This window comes from Microvirga sp. KLBC 81 (assembly GCF_003075415.1).
In the GTDB taxonomy this organism is placed as follows: Bacteria; Pseudomonadota; Alphaproteobacteria; order Rhizobiales; family Beijerinckiaceae; genus Microvirga.
On record NZ_QDAH01000239.1, the window covers coordinates 1 to 1410 of the forward strand.

Sequence of the window (1410 nt, forward strand, 5' to 3'; positions counted from 1 at the left end):
GGGGTTGGAGCTGACCGACCCTGGCTTCGATGCCTCTGTCCTGAGTGAGTTCCGCAGCCGCCTTGTGGCAGGAGGCGCGGAGGAGCATCTGCTCGACATCCTTCTGGCGCTGTGCCGTGAGCACAAGCTGCTCAGTGGACGGGGCCGGCAGCGCACCGACCCATGTGCTCGGAGCCGTTCGCTTCCTGAACCGCCTCGAATGCGTGACCGAGACGCTGTGCGCCGCCCTGAATGCCTTGGCGACAGCGGCCCCCGAATGGCTGCGCGGCCATGCTGATCCTGCTTGGCTGGAGCGCTATGACCGGCGGGCTGGCGATCATGAGGTGCCGCCGGGCGAGGCGAAGCGGCGCGCCCACGCCGAGCAGATCGGGCGCGATGGTCATCAGGTGCTTGCGGCCATCATGGCTCCTCATGCGCCGCTATGGCTGCGGCAGATCCCGGCGGTTGAGTTGTTGCGGCAGGTCTGGCTCCAGAACTTCTGCCTCATCGACGATGCTCCGACCACAGGGACTCAGGCGCCCCTTCGGGTGCGGTGGCGGACTGACCAGGAGGGATTTCCACCCTCGCTGCTGATGGTTGCCTCGCCCTACGATCCGGAAGTGCATGACGCCAGGAAGCAGTCAACCATCTGGATCGGCTACAAGGTGCATCTGACCGAGACGTGCGGCGAGAGCGGACCACACTTGATCACCCATGTGGAGACCACCCTGGCACCCGTCGTTGATCGCGACGCGCTCGACGACATCCATGAGGCCCTTGATGCCAAAGGTCTGCTGCCCGACACTCCTCTGGCCGATGCCGGTTATGTTGCGGCTGACCAACTGGTGGCCAGCCGGAAGAAAGGCGTCACGCTGTTCGGGCCGGCTCCCAAGGATGATCAGTGGCAGGCCCGGTCAGGAGAAGGCTTCACGGTGCAGGACCTCGATTGGGATCGGGAAATGGCGACCTGCCCGGCCGGGCACCAGAGCAAGAGTTGGGCCCCCGACTACCATCAGGGGCGAACCGCCCTCAAAGTTCGCTTCTCGCCAACAGATTGTCGACCTTGTCCGTTGAAGACACGGTGTCCCCGAAGCGGGCGGCGCCTGCTCACGCTACGCCCCCGCGAGGAACACGAGACGCTGGAGGCGGCTCGCCAGCGCGAGGAGCAGCTTGCCTTCTCGAAAGAGTATCGACAGCGCGCCGGCATCGAGGGAACGATTTCGGCGGGCGTCCGGATCCTGCATCTGCGGCGCTCGCGCTACATCGGACTGGCAAAGACGCACCTGCAACACGTGCTGACGGTGGCTGCCATGAACCTCATTCGGCTGGGTGCCTGGTTCGCGGGCACGCCGCTCGCACGAACGCGGCAATCCGCATTCACCAAGCTCATGATGGCCCCTGTCCCAGCATGATGAATTCGCCAGCAGTATC

The 1410-nt window shown here is 65.0% G+C and carries 1 protein-coding gene; it reads left to right on the forward strand.

The genetic code is table 11. From position 1 onward, the window contains the following. The first annotated feature begins 116 nt into the window (after positions 1-116). Positions 117-1391 carry a transposase gene (locus DC522_RS33490; RefSeq protein WP_245444763.1) on the forward strand — a complete coding sequence of 425 codons (1275 nt, stop codon included), beginning with the start codon at positions 117-119 and terminating at the stop codon, positions 1389-1391. The last annotated feature ends 19 nt before the right edge of the window (positions 1392-1410 follow it).